General features: G+C 63.9%; 15 protein-coding genes. 5 read left to right on the forward strand and 10 right to left on the reverse strand.

Translation table 11 applies throughout. The features are described 5' to 3' along the window. The gene (locus F1735_RS16605; protein ID WP_167237965.1) at nucleotides 1–2145 is read left to right on the forward strand and encodes a zinc-ribbon and DUF3426 domain-containing protein; all 2145 of its coding nucleotides are present in this window, start codon (nucleotides 1–3) and stop codon (nucleotides 2143–2145) included. A 9-nt stretch (nucleotides 2146–2154) separates the two neighbouring features. Next, nucleotides 2155–3093 (forward strand): carbohydrate kinase family protein, encoded by a 939-nt coding sequence (locus F1735_RS16610; RefSeq protein ID WP_167237966.1) that lies wholly within the window; start codon nucleotides 2155–2157, stop codon nucleotides 3091–3093. 78 nt (nucleotides 3094–3171) lie between these two features. Here F1735_RS16610 and F1735_RS16615 read toward each other — a convergent pair whose 3' ends face one another. The 3 genes from F1735_RS16615 to F1735_RS16625 all read right to left on the reverse strand — a co-directional run bounded on the left by F1735_RS16615 (nucleotide 3172) and on the right by F1735_RS16625 (nucleotide 5105). Then, nucleotides 3172–3471 carry a DUF167 domain-containing protein gene (locus tag F1735_RS16615; protein ID WP_167237967.1) on the reverse strand — a complete coding sequence of 100 codons (300 nt, stop codon included), beginning with the start codon at nucleotides 3469–3471 and terminating at the stop codon, nucleotides 3172–3174. Next, nucleotides 3468–3998, reverse strand: a complete 531-nt coding sequence (locus F1735_RS16620; RefSeq protein ID WP_373888537.1) for a YggT family protein — start codon at nucleotides 3996–3998, stop codon at nucleotides 3468–3470. The genes F1735_RS16615 and F1735_RS16620 overlap by 4 nt, the downstream gene beginning before the upstream one ends. A 78-nt stretch (nucleotides 3999–4076) precedes the next feature. Then, on the reverse strand, nucleotides 4077–5105 hold the full coding sequence (locus tag F1735_RS16625; protein WP_167237968.1) for a transcriptional regulator: 1029 nt from the start codon (nucleotides 5103–5105) through the stop codon (nucleotides 4077–4079). A 501-nt stretch (nucleotides 5106–5606) separates the two neighbouring features. Between F1735_RS16625 and F1735_RS16630 the strand changes: the two genes are divergently transcribed. Both F1735_RS16630 and F1735_RS16635 read left to right on the forward strand, forming a co-directional pair. Continuing rightward, a complete protein-coding gene (locus F1735_RS16630; protein WP_167237969.1) occupies nucleotides 5607–5930 on the forward strand; it encodes a hypothetical protein in 324 nt (107 codons plus the stop codon). 130 nt (nucleotides 5931–6060) lie between these two features. Continuing rightward, on the forward strand, nucleotides 6061–6540 hold the full coding sequence (locus tag F1735_RS16635; RefSeq protein WP_167237970.1) for a cache domain-containing protein: 480 nt from the start codon (nucleotides 6061–6063) through the stop codon (nucleotides 6538–6540). 55 nt (nucleotides 6541–6595) lie between these two features. Here the strand turns inward: F1735_RS16635 and F1735_RS16640 are convergent, their stop codons facing one another. The 7 genes from F1735_RS16640 to F1735_RS16670 all read right to left on the reverse strand — a co-directional run bounded on the left by F1735_RS16640 (nucleotide 6596) and on the right by F1735_RS16670 (nucleotide 15883). Next, the gene (locus F1735_RS16640) at nucleotides 6596–7717 is read right to left on the reverse strand and encodes a ribonucleotide-diphosphate reductase subunit beta (RefSeq protein WP_167237971.1); all 1122 of its coding nucleotides are present in this window, start codon (nucleotides 7715–7717) and stop codon (nucleotides 6596–6598) included. A gap of 86 nt (nucleotides 7718–7803) precedes the next feature. After that, entirely contained in the window at nucleotides 7804–10764 is a 2961-nt protein-coding gene (locus F1735_RS16645; protein ID WP_167237972.1) for a ribonucleoside-diphosphate reductase subunit alpha, read from the reverse strand. 622 nt (nucleotides 10765–11386) lie between these two features. Further along, nucleotides 11387–12805 carry a sigma-54-dependent transcriptional regulator gene (locus tag F1735_RS16650; protein ID WP_167237973.1) on the reverse strand — a complete coding sequence of 473 codons (1419 nt, stop codon included), beginning with the start codon at nucleotides 12803–12805 and terminating at the stop codon, nucleotides 11387–11389. Beyond that, entirely contained in the window at nucleotides 12802–14532 is a 1731-nt protein-coding gene (locus F1735_RS16655; protein ID WP_167237974.1) for a sensor histidine kinase, read from the reverse strand. The genes F1735_RS16650 and F1735_RS16655 overlap by 4 nt, the downstream gene beginning before the upstream one ends. A 3-nt stretch (nucleotides 14533–14535) precedes the next feature. Further along, nucleotides 14536–14802, reverse strand: coding sequence for a PP0621 family protein (locus tag F1735_RS16660; protein ID WP_167237975.1), 267 nt, complete (start codon nucleotides 14800–14802; stop codon nucleotides 14536–14538). Further along, nucleotides 14799–15602, reverse strand: coding sequence for a cytochrome C assembly family protein (locus F1735_RS16665; protein WP_167237976.1), 804 nt, complete (start codon nucleotides 15600–15602; stop codon nucleotides 14799–14801). The genes F1735_RS16660 and F1735_RS16665 overlap by 4 nt, the downstream gene beginning before the upstream one ends. A gap of 122 nt (nucleotides 15603–15724) precedes the next feature. After that, nucleotides 15725–15883 carry a hypothetical protein gene (locus tag F1735_RS16670; RefSeq protein ID WP_167237950.1) on the reverse strand — a complete coding sequence of 53 codons (159 nt, stop codon included), beginning with the start codon at nucleotides 15881–15883 and terminating at the stop codon, nucleotides 15725–15727. A 63-nt stretch (nucleotides 15884–15946) separates the two neighbouring features. Here F1735_RS16670 and ffh point away from each other — a divergent pair, with 63 nt between their 5' ends. Continuing rightward, nucleotides 15947–17317 carry a signal recognition particle protein gene (ffh, locus tag F1735_RS16675; protein ID WP_166887218.1) on the forward strand — a complete coding sequence of 457 codons (1371 nt, stop codon included), beginning with the start codon at nucleotides 15947–15949 and terminating at the stop codon, nucleotides 17315–17317. The last annotated feature ends 15 nt before the right edge of the window (nucleotides 17318–17332 follow it).

Below are 17332 nucleotides of genomic sequence, written 5' to 3' on the forward strand. Positions count from 1 at the left end.
ATGGCGCTCGCCACTCGATGCCCCCATTGCAGCACGACTTTCCGGGTCGCTTCCGACCAGTTGAAGTTACGTGGGGGCATAGTGCGCTGCGGCGCCTGCAATGAAATCTTCGACGGCAACGCGGCCCTGGTCGAACTCGACGCGCTGCCGCCAGCCATCCCCTCCCCTGTTGCGCCGCCACCTGCCGCCGCAGCGACCAGTGCGCCCGTGGACAACGGCAATGCCGTCTCCACGCTGCAGATGGAGAGCTCGTTCGAGCCGGCTTTCGTTCCGGTGTGGCTCAGGCCGCAGCCGGTTCCTGAACCTGAACCCGAGCCGCTTCCCGAACCGCTTCCCGAGCCAGTGTTGGTGGCGGCGCCGGAACCGGAACCTGTGCCCGCGCCCGAAGCCAAGCCTGCTCTGGAGATCGAGCATGTTCAAGAGATCGAGCCCGCGCCGGAACCCGAGCCGCCGCCCACAAAGCCGTTCGTCCCGCTCTCGATCGCCATGTTCGTCGAGCCCGAGGATATGTATGACGAGCCGTACGCGGCTCCCTACGTCGAGCCCGAACCGCAAGCGGCAGCCTGGCGCGGCAAGTCCAAGACGCCCTGGCCGACCATCGATATCGGCGAGCGCGACGCAGCAACGCCTGTTTCGAGCCCGGCGCCATTTTCGATCGACATGCCGATCGATGAAGAAATCGTCGCGATTGCTCCGCCGGACGATTCGTCCGAGCCTGACTTTGGCGAACTGAGTTTTAACGAGCCCTTGCTCGATCTGAACTATCCATCGGCCCCGGCGCGCGCTGCGAACGCACGCATCGAGCCGGTGTTCTTCGAGCCGGAGCGCAAGGAGCCGGCCTTTGTCGAGCCGCTCTTGGAAGAATCACGCTTTGCCGAACCGGCCTTCGCGGAGCCGCGCTTTGCCGAACCGGTTTTCCCGGATGAAGTCCCTGCCGAAGCAGCGCCGGAACCGGGACCGGAACCGGAACCGGAACCGGCGCCGATCGTTGCCGCACCCGAGCCGGCCGAGGCTGAACTGCCACCGATCGAGCCCGAGTTCGACGAGCCGTTCCAGCTCGCGCCGGCCGTTGCCGAGCCAGATCCATTCCTGCCGCCGCTGGTCGAACCTGTGTTCGACCAGCCGGTCCAGCTCGCGCCGGCCGTTGCCGAGCCAGATCCATTCCTGCCGCCGCTGGTCGAACCTGTGTTCGACCAGCCGGTCCAGGCCGAGCCCGCCGTTGCCGAGCCAGATCCATTCCTGCCGCCGCTGGTCGAGCCTGTGTTCGATGAACCGGTCCAGGCCGAGCCGGACCGGTTCGACACACCGGCGACCGAGCCAGCCTTCGACACGCCAGTGCGCGTCGAACCAGCCACGACCAAGCCGGCCCGCATCGAGCCGATGCTGGTCGAGCATGCGTATGACGAGCCGGGTCACACCGTGATGGTGCTGTCCTACGCCGAAGAAACGGACGACCACGCGCGCAGCGACGCCTTGCTCAACCCGAACACCGAACCGCTGGTGCGCGACCTGGAGCATGCGCCGCTGCCGCTGCTGCGCCAGTCGTCGGGCGACAAGCCGGCCAGCGCGCCGGTCGCGCCACCGCCGCCGGCGCCCGTCATCCCCGAGCCCGAGCCCGAGAACGACGAGCCCGATTTCCTGCGCCGCAGCCGCGAATTTGAAGAAAAGCAAGGCTCGCGCCGGATTGCGCTGCTAATCGGCTCGCTCATACTGGCGATCCTGCTCGTGGCCCAGGGCGTCACCACCTTCCGCAACATCCTGGTGGCCAAGTTTCCGGCGATCGAACCGGTGCTGGTAACGGCCTGCGCCACGCTGGGCTGCAAGCTCGAACTGCCGGCCCAGATCGACAGCCTGAGCATCGAAACGGGCGAACTGCAATCGCTCGGCGCCAACGCCTTCAACCTGTCGACCCTGTTACGCAACCAGAGCGACCTGACCCAGGGCTGGCCGAACATTGAACTGGCGCTGACCGATGGCAACGACAAGACCTTGCTGCGGCGCGTGGTCGTGCCGGCCGAATACCTGCCCAAGGGCACGGTCATCGCCAAAGGCTTCACCGCGCGGTCCGAACAAGCCATCAAACTGACTTTTGAAGTAAAACAGATCAAGGCGTCCGGCTACCGCATCGCCATCTTCTATCCATAAGGCACCATCATGACCAAGACCACCCTGATCTGCGGATCGCTCGCCTTCGACAAGATCATGCAATACAACGGCCGTTTCGGCGAAACGCTGCTGGCCGACCAACTGCACAAGGTCAACGTCTCCTTCCTGGTGCCGACCTTGCGCACCGAATACGGCGGCTGCTCGGCCAACATTGCCTACAATCTAAAGATGCTGGGCGGCGAACCGCTGATCATGGCCACGATCGGCCAGGATGGCGGCGAATACCTCGAACGCTTCGACAAGCTCGGCATCGAGACGCGCGCGATCCGCAAGATTACCCACTCGTACACCGCGCAATGCTTCGTCACGGCCGACCTCGACAACAATCAGATCAACGCCTTCCATCCGGGCGCGATGGAATTCGCGCATGAAAACAATGTCGGCGACCAGGGCGCGCTGCGCGTGGCGATCATCGCGCCGGACGGTCGTGGCGGCATGATCAAGCACGCGCGCGACTGCGCGGCGCTGAAAGTGCCGTTCATGTTCGACCCGGGCCAGCAATTGCCGATGTTCAGCGGCGACGAATTGATCGAATTCATCAACCAGGCGACCTATGTGGCCGCCAACGACTACGAATTCGAAATGTTGATGGACCGCACGGGCCTGAGCCTGGCCGACATTGCCGGGCGCCTGGAAGCGCTGATCATCACGCGCGGCGAAAAAGGGTCGGAGATCCACACCGGCGGCAAGCGCCACGAGATTGCCTGCGTCCAAGCGGCGGCGGTAGTCGATCCGACCGGTTGCGGCGACGCCTACCGCGCCGGGCTGCTGTTCGGCATCACGAACGAGCTCGACTGGCCTACCACGGGGCGCCTGGCGAGCCTGATGGGCGCGCTCAAGATCGCCCACCAGGGTGGCCAGAACCACGTCGTCACGGCCGCCCAGATCGCCGACAAGTTCGAAGCCGAGTTCGGCTACCGCTTCTAAGTCGTCGCACCGGGGTCTGACCTCTGATTCGAAAGATTTCTAATCAGAGGTCAGACCCCGGTTAAGAAATTGCTGGCTTCATTTCAACAGGATCTGCGCGACTTGCTCGGGCGTCAGGCTGCTTGACACCACGTCGATCAGCTTGCGCTTGTTGCTCAGGCCGTGCGTGATCGTGAGCGCGCTTTTCGGCACGCCCAATTCTCCCGATAAGTATTTGATCAAGGCCTCGTTGGCCTTGCCTTCGATCGGCTGCGCCTGCAACTTGAGCTTGAGCGCGTCGTCATGCACGCCGATCACCTCGGTCTTCCTGGCGTTCGGCGTGATCTGCAGCGCCAGCCGCAGCCCGCCCGGCAGTGCCGAGCACCAGGCACGGCTCATCGCAGCCCGAACAGCATCTGCACCAACAGATGCACGATCTTGATCAGGATCAACGCCACCATCACCGACAGGTCGATCCCGCCGATCGGCGGCACCACCTTGCGCAAGGGGCGCAGCAGCGGGTCGTTGAGGGCCTGGACGAAGGGCGCCATCGGCGCCTGCGGGTTGACCCAGCTCAGCACCACCTCGATCAACAGCGTCCCCATGAAGCCGTACAGTATCCAGGTCAGGAAGGTGTACAGGGACATGATGGCCACCAGCTCGAACGAGGCGCCAAAAAACAGGATCACCGACGTCGCCAGCGCGACCACCAGGAAAGCGCCGACCAGGCTGGCCCAGTCATAGCCGCCCACACCAGGAATGACGCGCCGCATCGGCAGCACCATCCAATCGGTCAGGGTAAAGATAAATTGCCCGATCTGCGGCGGCGGACGCACGCGGATCGCCTGCATCCAGAACCGGAGTAACAGGACCCCACCAAGGATGGTGGCGATGGTGTCGACGATCAACTGAACAATACTGTACACGTGCTCTCCTTAAAAAAAAACCGCTGTGTGAATCAAGTCACACAGCGGTATTTTGCCTGATCCAGGCCCTACAACCTGTTACGGACGGCTGCTGGTCGGGAAAGGCCATGCTGCTGCCGGAGCCAACACAGTTTTCGCCGCTGGCACCGGAGCCGGTGCGGCCGCTGCTGGTGCAGGGGCTGCCGCTGGCTTCGATGCTGCGTCGACTTTCGGCACAGCTGCCTTCTTAGGCGCTGCTGCTTTCTTTACGACCGGCTTGGCTGCTGGCACGGCAGGAATTGCCGCTGGCGCTGCCGCTGGCTTGGCTGCTGGCGTTGCCGCAGCCTTAACCGGCTTTTTTGCTGCTGGCTTAGCCGCCACCTTTTTTGCTGCTGGCTTTGCTGCTGCTTTCGCTGCTGGCTTTGCTGCTGCTTTAGTTACTGCTGGTTTCTTGGCGGTCGACGTCGCTGCTGCTTTTTTGGCGGCTGGCTTGGCTGCGGCTTTGGTGGCTGCTGGCTTTGCTGCTGCTTTCTTGGCGACAGGTTTGGCGGCGGCTTTCTTCGCTACCGGCTTGGCCGCTGGCTTCGCTGCCGACTTGGCTGCTGGCTTGGCCGACGATTTCGCTACGGCCTTTTTCGCTGCTGGCTTGGCTGCTGCCTTTTTCGCTACTGGCTTGGCCGTGGCTTTTGCCTTGGCTGCCGGCTTGGCTGCTGCCTTGCTTGCTGCTGGTTTGGCTGCCGCTTTTTTGGCGACTGGCTTGGCTGCCGCTTTTTTAGCGACTGGCTTGGCGGCCGACTTGGCTGCTGCTTTCTTCGCTACCGGCTTGGCGGCCGACTTGGCTGCTGCCTTCGCTGCTGGCTTGGCGGCGGTTTTTGCCACGGCTTTTTTCGCTACTGGCTTCGCTGCTGGCTTGGCTGCGGCTTTTTTAGCTGCTGGCTTGGCTGCGGCTTTGGCTGCAACCTTTTTCGCTGCCGGCTTGGCTGCAGGTTTCGCTGCGGCTTTCGCGGCTGGCTTGGCTGCGACCGCTTTCGCGGCGACCGCTTTCGCGGCGACTTTCTTCGCTGGTTTCTCGGCAGTGGCTTTCGCGACTGGTTTCTTTACTGCGGGTTTCTTAGCGGCTGTTGCCATTTGGGTTCTCCTTCATCTGCGATGGGAAAAAATCACGCTACAAGATGTAAAACCCGTCCGACCCGTAACTGGAGGTCAGGCGAATTATTCATCGGCACAAACGTGTTCGGTGTTTATGCTAATGAATTCGGCACCAGCTGAACTGCTGCAACTCCTCAAGTTTGCAGCGCTTCAGCTATAGTCGTTTCTGAAAACAGAGACGACGGATACGGTGTTCATGGTTCGCTGTCCGCATCAAGAGCCCACAACCGTAAAAGAAAAAGCCGCCATGCCTGAACCGGATCAGGCAGTGCGGCTTTGTCTTTTGCAGAAGTTTAAGCGCATATCTGTTTGAATCAGCGTCCCATTTTGATCGATGATTTTGTCGTCGCGCGCGGCTTGCATCGTCACGTTCACGTTTTGACAAATTCAATCACGTAAAGTACACGAAAACCTTGTCAGTGCGCAACTGGCACACAGCATTTGTTTGACTTTTTTTTCGCGTGATGCACGCGTCTGCGCATGATCATGCCGCGCGCCGGCGCGCCGCTGCGCGCGGCAGCGACTGTCGATGCGGCCCGGTGGCTGCGCTGGCGCGCCAGCGCGCAACGCAGACATGCCGTACCTAAAGGCGATATGCGATGCGCGGCGGCGCCGGCGCGCTTCGCGCCGAGGAGGCCGGCGACATGCGGCGCGCACCAGCGCGCGCTGCGCGGCGGCGCACGCGCGCGCATGCGGCAGGCGCGCCGCGACGCGCGCGGCACACGCTGTTCGTTGCTACTGCGAGACGTATTCGCGCAAACGCACACGCGATGGCTGCGCGTGCGCACTCGCTTTCTCTCTTGATGTAAACCATTTGGCGCGCGCCGTGGCGCGCCACGGCGCGTATCGCGATGCGCGCTTGTGCTGCGGCCGACGCTGGCATAGCATCGTTTCAGGCGCCGCGTGGCGACCATCACAAGACGGAGGAAGGTCGATGAACAAACTAGTCAAGTGGCTCGCCATCGCCGGCATGGCGACGCTGATGGCGGCGGCGGGAGCGGCGCCAGCGGCCGAACGCGGCACCAGCGAGGAAGCGGTGGCCCTCGTGAAAAAGGCGATCGCCTATTACAAGGTAAACGGCATGGACAAGACCGCCGCCGAGATCAACGGCAAGACCGGCATGTTTGAAAGCAAGGACTTGTATCTGTTCGTCGCGCCCGTCGCGCCGGGACCGGTGACGGCGCACGGCGCCAACGCCAAGCTGGTCGGCAAGGAACTGGGCGAGCTGCGCGACGTCGACGGCGTGTATTTCACGCGCCGCTTCCGTGAAGTGGCCGCCAAGGACGGCAAGGGCTGGGTCGAGTACAAGTGGCCCAACGCCAAGAGCGGCGCGCTGGAATCGAAGAGCACCTATATCGAGCGGGTCGACGACGTGTACTTCGCCTGCGGCGTGTACAAGGCCGGCAAGTCTTGAGAGGCTGAGGGGACGGCAGTCTGGCCGCCTGGCGGCGTGCGCCGCGTTCCCGCTGTTACTCCCAGTTCAGCGCGCCGCCGGTTTGGTACTCGGTCACGCGCGTCTCGAAGAAGTTGCGTTCCTTCTTCAAGTCGATCATCTCGCTCATCCACGGGAACGGGTTTTCCTCGTGCGCGAACAGCGCGTCCAAGCCGATCTGCTGGGCGCGACGGTTGGCGATGAAGCGCAGGTAACCCTTGAACATGGTCGCGTTCAGGCCCAGCACGCCGCGCGGCATGGTGTCTTCGGCGTAGGCGTACTCCAGGTCGACCGCTTGCAGGAACAGCACCTTGATCTCTTCGCGGAAGGCAGGGGTCCACAGCAGCGGGTTTTCCATCTTGATCGTGTTGATCAGGTCGATCCCGAAATTGCAGTGCATCGACTCGTCGCGCAGGATGTACTGGTACTGCTCGGCCGCGCCCATCATCTTGTTCTGGCGGCCCAGCGCCAGGATCTGGGTGAAGCCGACGTAGAAGAACAGCCCTTCCATCAGGCAGGCGAACACGATCAGCGACTTGAGCAGCTTCTGGTCGTTTTCCACGGTGCCGGTGGTGAAAGCCGGATCGGTCAGCGTGTTGATGAACGGAATCAGGAATTCATCCTTGTCGCGGATCGACTTGACTTCGTTGTAGGCGTTGAAGATCTCGCCTTCATCGAGGCCCAGCGACTCGACGATGTACTGGTAGGCGTGGGTGTGGATGGCTTCCTCGAATGCCTGGCGCAGCAGGTACTGGCGGCATTCCGGCGCCGTGATGTGGCGGTAGGTGCCGAGCACGATGTTGTTCGCGGCCAGCGAATCGGCGGTCACGAAGAAGCCCAGGTTGCGTTTTACCAGGCGGCGCTCGTCGTCGGTCAGGCCGTTGGGATTTTTCCACAACTCGATGTCGCGCTGCATGTTGACCTCTTGCGGCATCCAGTGATTGGCGCAACCGGCCAGGTATTTGTCCCACGCCCATTTGTACTTGAACGGGACTAGCTGGTTCACATCGGTCTTGCCGTTGATGATGCGCTTGTCGTCGGCGTGGACGCGCTTGGCGACCAATGCGGCGTCTGCTACGGGTTCGGTACCCGCTACGGCGCTTGGCGCCACGGGGCGCGCGGCTGGCGCGCTGGCTGTTTCATCGTCCCAGGACAACATGGTGATTCCTCTTTTCGTCTGTGTTCAATTCGGTCTTGCCGGAGCGCCGCAGCGCTCCTCTTGGTATATCAGCGGATTTTCAAGGCTTACTGGCAGGCTTCGCATTCCTCGAAGCCATCGTCGCCCGGACGCAGGTAGCACGCCGCGCCCTCTTCCTCGGCCGCCGCGGCGGCCACCGATGCCGCCGTCGCCGCGGCAGCCGCCGCCGCCGCCGTATCGGCCGCCGCACCCATGGCGTGGGCCGACATGCCGCCGTCCACCGCCACCGCGTTCAGCGCGCCGGTCTTGGAAGTCGACTTTTCCATGTGGGTCGCCGCGATGGTGCGCAGGTAGTACGTGGTTTTCAGGCCGCGCAGCCAGGCCAGCTTGTAGGTTTCATCGAGCTTCTTGCCGGACGCACCAGCCATGTAGATGTTCAGCGACTGGGCCTGGTCGATCCACTTCTGGCGACGCGAGGCCGCTTCCACCAGCCAGCTCGGCGAGACTTCGAACGCGGTGGCGTAGATGTCGCGCAAGTCTTGCGGGATGCGGTCGATCTTGGCCAGCGAGCCATCGAAGTACTTCAGGTCGGCGATCATGACTTCATCCCACAGGTCGCGCGCCTTGAGGTCGCGCACCAGGTACGAGTTAATCTCGGTAAATTCGCCGGACAGGTTCGACTTCACGTACAGGTTCTGGAAGGTCGGTTCGATACAGGCCGACACGCCGATGATGTTCGAAATGGTCGCGGTCGGGGCGATCGCCACGCAATTCGAGTTGCGCATGCCGAACTGCTTGATGCGCTCGCGCACCAAGGTCCAGTCCATGGCCGAGGACATGTCCACTTCCAGGTAGCCGCCGCGCTCATCAAGCAACAGCTTGACCGAATCCTGCGGCAGGATGCCACGGTCCCACAGCGAGCCGCTGTACGACTCGTAGCGGCCGCGCTCTTCGGCCAGCTCGGTCGAGGCCAGGTAGGCGTAGTAGCACACCGCTTCCATCGAGGAATCGGCAAATTCCACGGCCGCGTTCGACGAATACGGCACCCGCATCATGTGCAGGCAATCCTGGAAGCCCATGATCCCCATGCCCACCGGACGGTGGCGCATGTTCGAATTACGGGCTTTTTCGACGGCGTAGTAATTGATATCGATGACGTTATCGAGCATGCGCATCGCGGTGCGCACCGTTTTCTGCAGCTTGACCGGATCGAGCTTGCCTTCTTTCATGTGCGCCGGCAAGTTCACGGAACCCAGGTTGCAGACCGCGATTTCGGACTCGTTGGTGTTCAGGGTGATCTCGGTGCACAGGTTCGAGCTGTGGACCACGCCCACATGTTGCTGTGGCGAACGGATGTTGCATGGGTCCTTGAACGTGATCCATGGGTGGCCGGTTTCGAACAGCATCGAGAGCATCTTGCGCCACAGGTCGAGCGCGGCGATCTTCTTGAATACGCGGATCTCGCCGGCGGCCGCTTTCGCTTCGTAGCCGGTGTACGCCAGTTCGAAGGCCTTGCCGACCTTGTCGTGCAGGTCGGGCGTCTCGGATGGCGAGAACAGGGTCCAGTCGCCCTTTTCCATCACGCGCTTCATGAACAGGTCGGGAATCCAGTTGGCCGTGTTCATGTCGTGGGTGCGGCGGCGGTCGTCGCCGGTGTTCTTGCGCAGGTCGAGGAATTCTTCCACGTCCATGTGCCAGGTTTCCAGGTAGGCGCACACCGCGCCCTTGCGCTTGCCGCCCTGGTTGACCGCCACGGCGGTGTCGTTGACCACTTTCAGGAACGGCACCACGCCTTGCGACTTGCCGTTGGTGCCCTTGATGTGGGCGCCCAGGGCGCGCACCGGGGTCCAGTCGTTACCCAGGCCGCCGGCGAACTTGGCCAGCAGCGCGTTTTCCTTGATCGCGTCGTAGATGCCTTCCAGGTCGTCCGAGACGGTGGTCAGGTAGCACGACGACAGTTGCGAGCGCAGGGTGCCGGAGTTGAACAGGGTCGGGGTCGAGCTCATGAAGTCGAACGAGGACAGCAGGTTGTAGAACTCGACGGCGCGCGCTTCGCGGTTTTCTTCGCGCAGCGACAGGCCCATGGCGACCCGCATGTAGAACGCCTGCGGCATTTCGATGCGCACGTCGCGCACGTGCAGGAAGTAGCGGTCGTACAGGGTTTGCAGGCCGATGTAACCGAACTGCAAGTCACGGTCGGCGACCAGCGCACGGGCCAGCTTGGCCAGGTCGAAAGTGGCCAGGACCGGGTCCAGCAGCTCGTTGTCGATGCCCTTGGCGATGTATTTCGGGAAGTACTCGATATAGTGCGCCGCCGCCTGGGCTTGCGGCACTTCTTCGCAGAACACTTCCTTGCGGATGGTGTGCAGCAGGATGCGGGCGGTCACCTGCGAGTAAGCCGGGTCCTTTTCCATCAGCGCGCGCGCAGCCAGGATGGCGGACTTGTGCAGCTCTTCGACCGGCACGCCGTCGTACAGGTTCTTGACCGTTTCGGCCAGGATGGCGTCGGCGTCGACGTGTTTTTCCAGGCCGACGCAGGCGGCGGCGATCAGGTCGCGCACCTGGTTCATGTCGAGCAGGCGGCGCTGGCCGTTTTCAAGCACGTGGATTTGCGGGGCGGCCACGTCGGCCGAACCGCCTTGCGCCTCCTTCTGCAGGCGGCGCTCTTCCATGTGCTTGGCGCGGTACAGCACGTAGGCACGCGCCACGTCGTGCTCGCCCGAACGCATCAGCGACAGTTCGACCTGGTCTTGCACGTCTTCGATATGGAAGGTGCCGCCCGATGGCTGGCGCCGGATCAGGGCGGAGACGACGTTCTCGGTCAGTTGCTCGACCAGTTCGCGCACGCGCGCCGAACCGGCGCTCTGGCCGCCGTTCACGGCCAAAAAGGCCTTGGTGACGGCGATCGAGATCTTCGATGGTTCAAATGCGACGACGGCGCCGTTGCGGCGGATGATGCGATAGTCGCCGCGGGAGGCGACAGCGGCGGCGCTGGTGGCCGCGGCCGGAGCGGCAGCTCCAGGTGTGACGTGCAATTGGTTAATCGAAGAATCTTGGGATGTTTGCATGTGGGACCTCCTGGAGCGGCGGGCTTTGGTCTGCCGCCGGTTGTTATCAAGTGGACGGCGTCGATCAACCGTCCCCAACAAATGTAAAAACAAAAAACTACCCCGCCGGCCTGGAATCCGAGGCCGGCGCCGTGACGCGCGATGGTGGGTTGAGTGCGTTAAGAACTAGACTTGCCGTGCTGCGTGCCGTACTGTATTAAGGGGCCGACCAATCAGTGGCGGAGCGCTAAAAACCACTATATCTAGTCGATTGCTCGATTCTGGGACTAATTGTAGTACCTCACTCCGGGAGTGGCAATAGAATTAAGTAGCAATATTTTCCTGTGCTTCGCTTGACTTTTTTGAGTCAGGCCGCAGGAAGGACTGCCCGGTTAGCAGGTACTAACGGCTGCCATTTTTTGCGGCAGACGCACGGCCGCACGCTTGCCGTTTTCGCGGCGCAGGGCAGCATTATAAACCGTGGGGGGAGCGGGCGTTGATTGTCGTTCCCGCGAAGGCGGGAACCCAAGTTTGTTCGGTTCCACGGTGAAGACCAACTTGCCCCCCGCCAAGGGGGCGCCGAGGCCGGGGGAGACGGCTTAAAGTGTATCGAAGAAAGTACACGCAACCGTGGCGAGCCGCCCTACCCCTCCGGCTCCTGGATATCGAGCTTCTGCATCTGGTAGCGCAGCTGCCGGAAACTGATCCCGAGCAGCATGGCCGCCTGGGTGCGGTTGAACTGGGTCTGGGTCAGCGCGCGCAAGATAATCTCGCGCTCGACCTGTTCCAGGTAATCGGGCAGGCTGCTGGGCAGCTCGGCCGGGACGCCAGGGCTGACCGGCGCCGCCGCGGCGGGCGCCGCCACCGGAGCCGGCGGCGCCTCGGCCAGCGGCGGCGCCTCGGCCACCCGCGCGCCCTTGAGCGACAAGTCGCCCACCTCGATCACGCCGTCATTGGCAAACGCCAGCGCCCGTTCCAGCACATTTTCCAGTTCGCGCACATTGCCCGGAAACGAATACGTGCGCAAGGTGTCGAGCACCTGCGGCCCGAGCGCGGCCGGCTGCCCCGCGCCCGCCAGGCGCGCCAGCATGGCGCCGACCAGCACGCCCAGGTCGTCGAGCCGCTCGCGCAGCGGCGGCACGCTCAGTTCGATCACATTCAAGCGGTAAAACAGATCTTGCCGGAATTTGCCGGTCTCGACGCACTGGGCCAGGTTCTGGTGCGTGGCGCTGATGATGCGCACGTCGACCGGCTCCTCGCTGGTGGCCCCGATCTTGCGCACGCGCCGCTCCTGGATCGCGCGCAGCAGCTTGACCTGCATCGCCAGCGGCAGGTCGGCCACTTCGTCGAGCATCAGGGTGCCGCCGTTGGCCGCATGGAAAAACCCGTCGCGCTCGTCGGCCGCGCCGGTAAACGCGCCCTTGCGGTAGCCGAAAAACTCCGCTTCCATCAGCGCTTCGGGAATCGCGCCGCAGTTGACGGCGATAAAAGGTTTACCCGCGCGCGAGCTGCGCGCGTGGATTTCGCGCGCCACCAGTTCCTTGCCGCTGCCCGACTCGCCGGTAATGGCGATCGGCGCCATCGAACGCGCCAGCCGCTCGATCTGGTTACGCAGCGACTGCATCACGGCCGATTCGCCGATCAGGCGCGAGGCGGTGCCGGCCGCCGCCGGGCTGCCGGCCTGGCCGGACGGCGCCGACAGACGCAAGGCCGACTGCACCATCACCCGCAAGTCGTCCAGCACCACCGGCTTGGACACGTAATCGAAGGCGCCCGCCTTGAGCGCCACCACCGCGTTTTCGGCGCTGCCGTAAGCGGTGACGACCGCGATCGGGGTCGACTTGTTGGAGGCGCCCACTTCCTGCACCAGTTCCAGGCCCAGGCCGTCGGGCAGGCGCATGTCGGTCAGGATCAGGGCGTAATCGTTCTGCGCCAGGAAGGCGCGCGCCTCGCGCAGCGTTTCGGCGCTGTCCACATCGAGCCCCATCCTGACCAGCGTGATTTCCAGCAGTTCGCGTAAATCGGCCTCGTCATCGACGACCAGTACGCGGGGTGATGTCATGTTGTTGCCTTTCTGTTAGCAGTAGCGCCGCGCGCGCCCAGCGGCTGCGCGAACGAAATCACAAAGCGGCCGCTGGCCGCCCGCACGCCGGCGCCGCTGGCATCGAAGCGGTATTCGTAATCGAGCATCGCCGCGTTGTTCAGGCACAGCTCGCGCGCCAAATACAGCCCCAGCCCGGTCCCCTTGCTCGAGGTCGTATAAAACGGCTCGAACAGGTGCGCCCGCACGTCCGGCGTGATGCCGGGACCGTCGTCCTGCACGTGCAGCTCCATGCCGCCGGCCGTATCGGTGACGACGTACACCCGGATACTGCCCACCCCGCCACTGGCGTAGCGCAGCGCATTGGTCAGCAGGTTGATCACCACTTCGCGCAGGTGCAGCGCGTCGAAACGCACCGGCACGGCGCCGGTATTGCCTAGCCACACTATATCATTGGCGACCCCTTGGGTTTCATCAAATTCGGTCTTCAACTCATTCAAAAACGGGCCGAGCAACAACGGCTCGCCATTCGGCTGGACCTTGCGCGACAGTTGGAGTATGTCTTCCACCATGCGGTTCACGCGCGCCACATTGTCGCCGACGATCTTGAGCAGGCGCGCCTGGCCCGGCTCGTGCAAGTCTTCGGCCAGCAGCGCGGTGGCATGGCCGATGGCCGAGAGCGGATTACGCACCTCGTGGGCGATGCTGGCGGTGAGCCGTCCCATCGAGGCCAGTTTCAGTTCCTGGGCCTGGTTTTCGATGGCGGTGACATCCTGCAGGAAGATCACGCAGCGCTCGGCGGCCTCCTCGACCGTGTCGACGCGGGCAAAGCGCAGCTTGAGGTGGGCCGCCAGGTCGCGCCGCCCGCTCCAGGCGGCCGTGCCGGCGTTGCCGCCGCCGCTGTCGCGATACGGCTTGACCGTCACAAAGGCGGCGCGCGGCGCCCCGCTCGGGCTGGCCGGCCCGACTTGCTGCTGCCACTCGGAAAACGCAAACGCGACCGGCTCCAGCGCCGCCACCTCGGACAGGGCAAAACCGCTGTCGCCGTTGGCCAGCCCCAGCATCTGCTGGGCGGCCGGGTTGCCGGCAAAGATGTGGCCGTCGCGGTCGACCACGAGAATGCCGTCGGCGACGTCGGCGATGACGATCTGGTTGATCGCCAGCTGGATCTGGAGATCGGCGCCGTGGCGCGCGGCCAGTTCTTCCTGCCGGATCAGCTTGGCGGCGAGGCGGCTGACCACCATCACGATGGCGAAGAAGGCGCCGCCGTACAGGCCGGCCTGGGTGACCGGCATGCCGTTCGTGCCCATGAACATCTGGTACACCGAGTCGAGCAGCAGGAACATGGTGACCAGCGCGGCCGAAAACAGGGCCAGCACGCGCGGCACCAGGATCGCGGCCCCGGCCAGCGGGAACAGGTACAGGATCACCAGGCTGCCGCGGCCCTCCTGGCCGGCCAGGTACAGCACCGAGATGACCGCGATGTCGACCGCGATCTGCACCACCACCTGCGCCAGGAAGCGGGTGCGCACGTACAGGCAGGCCAGCGCAAAGGCGCCGGCCATGACCAGGTAGGCGATGCAGGTTTCGGTATACAGATAGTGGCCGGCGGTCGGCACATCGCGGCGGTCGAACATCAGGTAGGCCAGCAGCACCAGCGAAATGACGATGCGGGTGGCGGAGAGCGCCTGCAGCGAGCGCCAGAATGTTTCGCGCGACTCGGCCGACAAGCCGCTCCAGAACGACATCGCTCAGGCCGGCGGCAGGTTGACGTGCTCGGGGCTGCAGTAGGCGCGACCGTTGGCCGTGACCGCTTCCGACTCCGGGAAATACACATGGCAGTGCGCACACTCGACGGTGGCGCCCAGTTCGCGCGTCGGCGCCGCCTGCGGCCCGGCGCCGGGGTAGCCGGGATGCCCGGGCGGCGGCGTCATCTCGCGCAGCTTGCCGCGAATCTTGCTGCGAATGGCCGCGATGACCAGCACGATCAAGCCGATCCAGAACAGAATGCGCATCATGCCAGGCCCCGGTGCAAAATTACTTCAAGAACGAAACGGCTGCCGACATAGGCCAGCACCAAGGTGGCGAAACCGGCCAGGGTAAAGCGCAGCGCGGTCTTGCCGCGCCAGCCGCGCCAGCGCCGCCCGGCCAGCAGCGCGGCGAACAGGAACCACGACAGCAACGCAAAGACGCTCTTGTGATCCCACTTGAGCACGGTGCCGAACAACTGTTCCGAGAACACGATCCCCGACAGCACGGTCAGGCTGAGCAGCACGAAACCGATCCAGATCAGGCGGAACAGCAATTTTTCCATGGTCAGCAAGGCCGGCAGCTGGTCGAGCGCGCTGGCCAGCCAGCCGGCTTGCGGGTTGCGCGCATGCAAGCGCGTTTCCTGCAGCGCCATCAGGACCGCGTGGAAGGCGGCGATGGTCAAGGTGCTGTAGGCCAGGATGGCGACCGCGATATGCCAGCCGAAGGCCGGCGCGCGCCCTTCGAGCAGCAGCACGCTGCCCGGGAACACGGCCGGCAGCAGCGCGGCGGCGGCGGCGCACGGCATCACCAGGCGGCGCAGGCCGTCGAGCGCGAAATTGCGGTTTTCGATCCAGTAGGCCGCCACCGAGATCCACAGCGCGGCCGACATCATCAGCGCGAAGCCGATCCGCACGCTGCCGGGCGCCATCATGTCGAGCCACAGGGCGGCGCCATGCAGCAGCCAGGCCACGGCCGTGACGGCGGAAATGAGCGAACCCCGGGGCGAGGGAAGAAGGGTACACACGGCGTACAGCAGCGCCGCTGCGATAAGTAAGTAAGTCTGCATCCTGCAAGTTTACACTATCGGCGCGTGCCGGCGGGGACGGCGTCGGAATCGATGGCGGCCATGCGTCGCTCGTCGTTGGGGGCGGACGTTGGGTGCCGGCGTTGGACGCCGACGCTGGACATCTATTTCACGCCCGCGCTTTTCTTGGCCGCCTCGGGCAGGTCGGTGCGCACCCGGTCGGTCGCCAGCGGCGCGCGCGCCATGCGTCCCGCGACGGGCGCAAGCTGTGTGCGCAAGCTTCCGAAGACCAGCCCGGCGCCGGTCATTTTTCCTTCGGACATAGGGTAAAATGACGCCACAACCGGCGCGTGCCGGCATCGCCCTATATATTAGTCAGGTCTGCCATGCTAGATAACTTAACCCAACGCCTTGCCAAGGTCGTCAAGACCATGCGCGGTGAGGCGCGTCTGACCGAATCGAATACCGCCGAGATGCTGCGCGAAGTGCGCCTGGCCCTGCTCGAAGCCGACGTGGCGCTGCCCGCCGTGCGCGAGTTCATCAGCCGGGTCAAGGAAAAAGCCCTCGGCGAAGAAGTACTGGCCTCGCTCAGCCCGGGCCAGGCCCTGGTCGGCGTGGTCCAGCGCGAGCTGGGCGCGCTGATGGGGGCCGACCTCGGTCCCGAAGCGTCGCAGCTGAGCTTTGCCCAGCAGCCGCCGGCGATCATCCTGATGGCCGGTTTGCAGGGTGTGGGTAAAACCACCACCGTCGGCAAACTGGCCAAGTACCTCAAGGAAGAAAAAAAGAAGAAGGTCCTGACCGTCTCGGCCGACGTCTACCGTCCGGCCGCGATCGCCCAGCTCGAATCGGTGACCAAGCAGGTCGGCGCCGACTTCTTCCCGTCCGCCGCCACCGACAAGCCGGTCGACATCGCCCTGGCCGCGCTCGACTGGGCCAGGAAGCACTACCACGACGTGCTGATCATCGACACCGCCGGCCGTTTGGGCATCGACGAAGCGATGATGCAGGAGATCTCGGCCGTACACGCGGCGGTCAACCCGATCGAAACCCTGTTCGTGGTCGACGCCATGCTGGGGCAAGATGCGATCAACACCGCCAAGGCCTTTAACGACGCGCTGCCGCTGACCGGCATCGTGCTCACCAAGCTCGATGGCGACTCGCGCGGCGGCGCGGCGCTGTCGGTGCGTCACATTACCGGCAAACCGATCAAGTTTGCCGGCGTGTCCGAAAAACTCGATGGCCTGGAAGCCTTCGACGCCCAGCGCATGGCCAACCGTATCTTGGGCATGGGCGACATCCTGGCGCTGGTGGAAGAAGCGCGCAAGGGCGTCGACAGCAAGGCCGCGGCCGACCTGGCCAACAAGATCAAGGTGGGCGGCCGCTTCGACATGAACGACTTCAAGTCGCAACTGGGCCAGATGAAGAAGATGGGCGGCATGTCGAGCCTGATCGACAAATTGCCGGCGCAGTTCCAGCAAGCGGCCGGCGGCGCCAACATGGACCAGGCCGACAAGCAGGTGCGGCGCATGGTCGGCATCATCGATTCGATGACACCGGCCGAGCGCGCCAAGCCGGAACTGATCAAGGCCACGCGCAAGCGCCGCATCGCCGCCGGCGCCGGCGTGCAGGTGCAGGAAGTAAACCGCATGCTGGCGCAATACGACCAGATGCAAGCCATGATGAAGAAATTCAAAGGCGGCGGCATGATGAAAATGATGCGCTCGATGAAGGGCATGATGCCGGGCGGGATGCGCTAAGCAATCTGCATCCAG

It is taken from the genome of Massilia genomosp. 1 (assembly GCF_011682185.1).
In the GTDB taxonomy this organism is placed as follows: Bacteria; Pseudomonadota; Gammaproteobacteria; order Burkholderiales; family Burkholderiaceae_D; genus Telluria_A; species Telluria_A rubra.